This is a genomic window from Streptomyces sp. NRRL S-337 (genome assembly GCF_000720175.1).
Classification (GTDB): Bacteria; Actinomycetota; Actinomycetes; order Streptomycetales; family Streptomycetaceae; genus Streptomyces; species Streptomyces siderophoricus.
This window is the reverse complement of the sequence record NZ_JOIX01000086.1, coordinates 22,085-28,453: the sequence shown is the minus strand read 5'-3', so window position 1 is coordinate 28,453 and position 6,369 is coordinate 22,085. Positions and strand designations below refer to the sequence as shown.

At 70.5% G+C, this 6,369-nt stretch carries 2 protein-coding genes and 1 pseudogene; 1 reads left to right on the top strand and 2 read right to left on the bottom strand.

Features of this window, described 5'->3' with window-relative positions; genetic code table 11:
• Nucleotides 1–124: pseudogene (locus IG62_RS46750) on the top strand (ABC transporter ATP-binding protein); the annotation flags it as partial.
• Nucleotides 125–205: 81 nt separating this feature from the next.
• On the opposite strand, the gene IG62_RS0135295 reads toward IG62_RS46750, so the two are convergent.
• Together IG62_RS0135295 and IG62_RS0135290 are read right to left on the bottom strand one after the other, a co-directional pair.
• Complete coding sequence (locus tag IG62_RS0135295; RefSeq protein WP_030813259.1) at nucleotides 206–5,164, bottom strand: NAD-glutamate dehydrogenase; 4,959 nt, start codon at nucleotides 5,162–5,164, stop codon at nucleotides 206–208.
• A gap of 504 nt (nucleotides 5,165–5,668) precedes the next feature.
• Nucleotides 5,669–6,340: an HAD family hydrolase gene (locus IG62_RS0135290; protein WP_030813257.1), complete on the bottom strand. Its 672-nt coding sequence runs from the start codon at nucleotides 6,338–6,340 to the stop codon at nucleotides 5,669–5,671.
• Between the last annotated feature and the right edge of the window lie 29 nt (nucleotides 6,341–6,369).

Here is a 6,369-nt window from a genome sequence, read left to right as displayed (position 1 = left end):
CCACAACAACAAGTCCATCCGCGACACCTGCGACCGCGTGCTGTGGCTGGAACGCGGCGAACTGCTGATGGACGGCCCCACCGACGAGGTCATCAAGGCCTACGAGAAGGAGACCGGCAAGTAGCCCGCGCGGCGCCGCAACGGGAACGGCCCCGGAGCCTTGTGCTCCGGGGCCGTCGCCGTCCTCACCGTCCTACCGGGCGGCTCAGCTGTGCGTACGAAGCAGGGTGCGCATGGTCCGCATGGCGACGGAGAGGTTCGCCAGGTCGAAGCCCTCCGAGCCGTGGATCTCCTCCAGCGTCGCCCGGGCACGGCTCAGGATCGCCGCGTTGGCCTGCTCCCACGCCTTGAACCGCTGCTCCGGCGTCGAGGAGCCGTTGCCCACCGACAGCACGTCCGCGGTCAGCGCCGCGTGCGCCGCGAAGAGGTCCTCGCGGATCGAGGCGCGGGCCATCGACTGCCAGCGGTCGTTGCGCGGCAGCTCCAGGATCCGGTCGAGGAGCTGGTTGATCCGCAGCCGGTCCCCCAGGTCGTAGTAGACCTCGGCGACCTCCAGCGGCTCCTTGCCGATCCGGTCGGCGACCGCGACGATGTCCAGCGCCGGGAAGACCGACGAGAAGCCGGACACCTGGACGGCCAGCTGCTCGGGCACGCCCGCGCCGGTCAGCTCCTCCAGGATCGTCTCGAACCACTCCAGGTCGCTGCCCTGGAGCAGCTTCGGCAGCTGCGCCCAGACCTCCCCGACCCGCTCGGAGAAGAAGTCGATGGTCTCCGACAGCGCCAGCGGCTGCGGGCGGTTGTTGAGCAGCCAGCGGGTGCCGCGCTCGACCAGCCGGCGGGAGTGCAGCCGGATCCGGGTCTGGACGTCGGCCGCGACGACATTGTCGAGCGCCTCGACGTCGTCCCAGACCTGGTTGAGCCGGAAGATCGCGCGGGCCGCGGTGTGCGCCCGGACGACCTCTTCGAGGGAGGCGCCGGTCTCCTCCCGCATCCGGTGCAGGAAGCTCGTACCGCCGGTGTTGACGGTGTCGTTGACCAGCACCGTCGTGACGATCTCGCGGCTCAGCGCGTGCCCGTCGACCTGCTCGGGGAACCGCTCGTACAGCGCCGAGGGGAAGTAGGCGTGCAGCAGCCGCTGGAGGTACGGGTCGTCCGGCATCCCGGTCTTGATCAGCGCGTCGGCGACGGTGATCTTGGTGTAGGCCAGCAGCACCGCGGTCTCGGGCTGGGTCAGGCCGCGGCCGGCGGTCAGCCGCTCACGGATCTGCCGGTCGGTGGGCAGGAACTCCAGCGCCCGGTCGAGGTGGCCGTCCCGCACCAGGCGGCGCATGAACCGCTGCTGGGCGTGGAGCATGCTCGACGACTGGGCGAGGGCCAGGGCCAGGGCGGTGTTCTGCGCGTAGTTGTTGCGCAGCACCAGCGCGCCGACCTCGTCGGTCATCTCGGCCAGCAGCTTGTTGCGCTGCTTGACCGTCATGTCGCCCTCGGTCACCACGGCGTTGAGCAGGATCTTGATGTTGACCTCGTGGTCGGAGGTGTCCACACCGGCGCTGTTGTCGATCGCGTCGGTGTTGATCTTCCCGCCGGCCGTGGCGAACTCGATCCGGCCCAGCTGCGTCAGACCCAGGTTGCCGCCCTCGCCGACGACCTTGACCCGCAGGTCCTCGCCGTTGACGCGGATGGCGTCGTTGGACTTGTCGCCCACGTCGGCGTGCGACTCCACCGAGGACTTCACGTACGTGCCGATGCCGCCGTTCCACAGCAGGTCGACCGGCGCCTTGAGGATGGCCCGCATCAGATCGGCCGGGGTCATCTTCTTCACGCCGGACTCGATGCCGAGGGCGGCCCGCACCTGCGCGTTGATCGGGATGGACTTGGCCGAGCGCGGGTGGATGCCGCCGCCCTGCGAGAGCAGCTCGGTGTTGTAGTCCGCCCAGGACGAGCGGGGCAGTTCGAAGAGCCGGCGGCGCTCGGCGTACGAGGTGGCCGCGTCCGGGTTGGGGTCGAGGAAGATGTGCCGGTGGTCGAAGGCGGCGACCAGCCGGATGTGCTCGCTGAGCAGCATGCCGTTGCCGAAGACGTCACCGGACATGTCGCCGACGCCGACGACGGTGAAGTCCTCGGTCTGGGTGTTCACGCCCAGCTCGCGGAAGTGCCGCTTGACCGACTCCCAGGCACCGCGGGCGGTGATGCCCATGCCCTTGTGGTCGTAGCCGGCGCTGCCGCCGGAGGCGAAGGCGTCCCCGAGCCAGAAGCCGTAGGACTCGGCGACCTCGTTGGCGATGTCGGAGAACGTCGCGGTGCCCTTGTCGGCGGCGACGACCAGGTACGTGTCGTCCTCGTCGTGCCGGACCACGTCCTTGGGGTGGACGACCTCGCCGCCGACCAGGTTGTCGGTGATGTCCAGCAGGCCCGAGATGAAGGTCCGGTAGCTGGCGATGCCCTCGGCCAGCCAGGCGTCCCGGTCCAGCGCCGGGTCCGGCAGCTGCTTGCCGACGAAGCCGCCCTTCGCGCCGACCGGCACGATGACGGTGTTCTTGACCATCTGCGCCTTGACCAGGCCGAGGATCTCCGTCCGGAAGTCCTCCCGGCGGTCCGACCAGCGCAGACCACCGCGCGCGACCTTGCCGAAGCGGAGATGGACGCCCTCCACGCGGGGGGAGTACACCCAGATCTCGTACGCCGGGCGGGGCGCCGGCAGGTCGGGGATGGCCTGCGGGTCCAGCTTCATCGACAGGTAGCCGTGCGGCTCGCCCTGACGGTTCTTCTGGTAGTGGTTCGTGCGCAGGGTCGCCTTGATGACGGTCAGGAAGGCCCGCAGGATGCGGTCCTCGTCCAGGGACGCGACCTGGTCCAGGGCGCCGTCCAGCTCCTCCAGCAGCCCGTCGGTCAGCTCCCGGCCGGCGCTCTGCCGCTCCGGGGACATCCGCGCCTCGAACAGCGAGACCAGCAGCCGGGTGGTGTGGACGTTGTTGGCGAGGGTGTCCTCCATGTACGTCTGGCTGAACGTGGAGCCCGCCTGCCGCAGGTACTTGGCGTAGGCCCGCAGCACCATCGCCTGGCGCCAGTTGAGGCCGGCCCGGAGCACCAGCTGGTTGAAGTTGTCGCTCTCGGCGGCGCCGGTCCACACCGCGGTGAAGGCGTCCTGGAAGCGCTCGCGGGCGTCGTCGCCCTTGATGTGCTCCGGCATCCGCAGCCCGAAGTCGTAGATCCAGGCGCGGCTGCCGTCGGCCAGTCGCAGCTCGTGCGGGCGCTCGTCGACGACCTCGACGCCCAGGCGGTTCAGACCGGGCAGCACCCGCGACAGCGAGACCTGCTCGCCCCTGCGGTAGATCTTGAAGCGGCGCTCGCCGGGGCCGGCGCCGACCGGCTCGTAGAGGCTGACGGAGAAGTCCTTGCCGGGCTCCTCGGTGAGCTTCTCCAGGTGCGTCAGGTCGGCGACCGCGCTGCGCGGGCTGTTGTCGGCCTTGTAGCCCTCGGGGAAGGCGTGGCTGTAGCGGCGCTGCAGCTCGGCGGCGCGCTCCTCGCCGACCTCGGCGACCAGGGCCTCGCCGAACCCGTCGGACCAGGAGCGGGCCGCCTCCACCAGGCGGTTCTCGATGCGGTCCGCGTCGGCGTCGGTGAGGTCGGGGAGGGTGGACCCGGCCGGGACCCGGATGACGAAGTGCAGGCGGGACAGGACGGATTCGGTGTTCCAGGCCGTGAAGTCGACGCTGGTGCCGCCCAGTTCCTCCTTGAGGATCTCGATCAGGCGCAGCCGGACGGCGGTGGTGTAGCGGTCGCGCGGGAGGTAGACCAGCGCGGAGTAGTAGCGGCCGTACTCGTCCTGGCGCAGGAAGAGCCGCAGCCGGCGCCGCTCCTGGAGGTAGAGCACGCTGGTGGCGATGGACCGCAGCTCGTCGACGGGCGTCTGGAACAGCTCGTCGCGGGGGTAGGTCTCCAGGATCTGCAGCAGGTCGCGGCCGTCGTGGCTGTCCGGGCCGAAGCCCGCGCCCTCCAGGACCTCGGCGACCTTGCGGCGGATGACCGGCACCCGGCGCACCGATTCGGTGTACGCGGCCGAGGAGAACAGGCCCAGGAAGCGCCGCTCACCGATGACGTTGCCCTGCTCGTCGAACTTCTTGACGCCGACGTAGTCGAGGTAGGACGGGCGGTGGACGGTGGCGCGGCTGTTGGCCTTGGTCAGGATCAGCAGCTTGTGCTCGCGGGCCTTGGCGCGGGCGTCCGCGGGCAGCCGGTTGAAGGACGGCGAGACCGGGTGCCCGGCGTCGCTCTCGCGGTGCGGCGGGTCGGCGCGCAGGATGCCCAGGCCGGTACCGGGGACCGCAGTCAGCACGTCCTCCTGGATGCCGCCCTCACCGGGCGCGGAGCTCAGCTCGTACTCGCGGTAGCCGAGGAACGTGAAGTGGTCGTCGGACAGCCACCGCAGCAGCTCCTGGGCCTCCTCCACCTCCAGTTCGCGCAGGTCGTCGGCGAGCGGCTCGGTGGGCAGCTGGTCGGCGATGCGCAGCGCGCCGGCGCGCATCTTCTCCCAGTCCTCGACGGCCTCGCGGACGTCGGACAGCACCCGCAGCAGATCGGCGGTGATCTGCGTCAGGTCCTCGCGGTCGGTCTCACGGTCGATCTCGACGTGGATCCAGGACTCGGTCACCGCGTCGTGCGGCAGCTCGGCGGCCTTGGCCTTGCCGTTGCCGCGGGCGTCGCCGTTGGTGTCGAGGAGCTCGATGAGCTGGCCGGCGACGTCGCGGCGGACGGTGACCTGCGGGTGGATGACGACGTGGATGCCGCGGCCCTGCCGGGAGAGCTCGTTGGTGACCGAGTCGACCAGGAACGGCATGTCGTCGGTGACGACCTCGACGACGGAGTGGCTGCAGGTCCAGCCGTTCTCCTCGACGGTCGGGGTGTGCACCCGGACGTTGGCGGTGCCCTGGGGGCGCGTCTGCGCAAGGCGGTGGTGCGAGAGCGCGGCGCCGAAGACGTCGACCGGGTCGCGGTCGATCAGGTCCTCGGGGGCGGTGTGCAGGTAGTAGCGCTGGAGGTATCCCGCAAGGGTGTCCGGGTCGATCCCCCGTACCGGGTGCTTGCCCCCGGCCGGGCTGCTCTCAACGACCCGGGCGGCCCTGGCGAGCAGCTCGGTTTTGGCTTCGTCCAGCTTGGTCTGCATGTCCTCTGGCTCCTGTCGCGCGCCGTTGCGTGACGTCGTGGAAGAACTGTGTGGAAGCCGCACAACGCCGTGACGCGGGGTGTCCTGTCACTGCCGGCGATGTACCGCGATGAGGGGGGGCCGTGCCGTTGTCGACATTCTCGGACGAAGTCGGCAGCAAGTGTCGGCCGCAACGACCAGCGACCGCCCGGTCACGGAAGTGTCCCGGGCGCACGGCAGGGGCCTCGATGCCCCCGCGGGTTATCGCGCTGATCACGGTGCAAGGCTATCGCTCCCGGTACGGGTGCCGTCATGGGCCGTGGGAGTACAAAACCTCTGCCCGAACTTGGCCCTTCTGGACAACGTACTGCCGGGCCGGCGTATGCGTGGCCGGAAAGCGACGTGCCCGGGCGGTTTCTCCCGCCGGACCACGGGGTCCCCGGCCACCGGAGCGCCAGGGCGACCGGAGAGCCGGCGTCACCGGAGTCCCCGGCCACCGACCACCGGAGTCCCCGGGAGGTCCCCCTACGCCACCATGGCGCCCGCAAGCTCCACGGCCTCGGCGAGGGTGTCGACCACCGGGACTCCCGGCACCGCGGCGGTCTCCAGGCTGGCGCGGCTGTGCGAGCCGCCCGTGTAGAGCACCGCCGAGGCGCCCGCCTCCCGCGCGGCCACCGCATCGTCCACCGCGTCACCGATCACGACCGTACGGCCCGGGTCCACCTCCGTCAGCGCCGCCAGGTGGCGCACCATCTGCGCCGCCTTCGTGCCGCCGGACGGCCCGGTCCTGCCCTCGACCAGCACGAACCGCGACTCGATCCCGAAGCCCCGGACCAGGGGTATCAGCTCGTCGTGCCCGAACATGCTGAGGATCGACTGGCTGCCGCCGGCCGTCTGCCACGCCTCCAGCAGCAGGTCCACGCCCTCGGCGAGCCCGCACGCCAGCCGGTGCTCGGAGTAGTGCCGGTGGAACGTCTCGTCCATCACCAGCCACTCGGTCTCCGTCGGCAGCCGTCCCATCAGCCGCTCGTAGAAGCGCGGCACGGGGACGCAGTACAGCTCGCGGTACATCTCCAGTGTGATCGGCTCCAGGCCGATCTCGGCGAAGGCGGAGTTGGTCGCCCCGATGACGGCGTCGATGTCGTGGAACAGCGTGCCGTTCCAGTCCCAGACGATGTGCGTCGCGTACTTCCCCATGCTTTCCCCAGGTCGCTTCCTGTGCCGGA

What these genes read in the sequence shown, in the direction of transcription:
- IG62_RS0135295 (WP_030813259.1), bottom strand. Translation starts at nt 5,164, where the DNA reads ATGCAGACCAAGCTGGACGAAGCCAAAACCGAGCTGCTCGCCAGGGCC.
- IG62_RS0135290 (WP_030813257.1), bottom strand. Translation starts at nt 6,340, where the DNA reads ATGGGGAAGTACGCGACGCACATCGTCTGGGACTGGAACGGCACGCTG.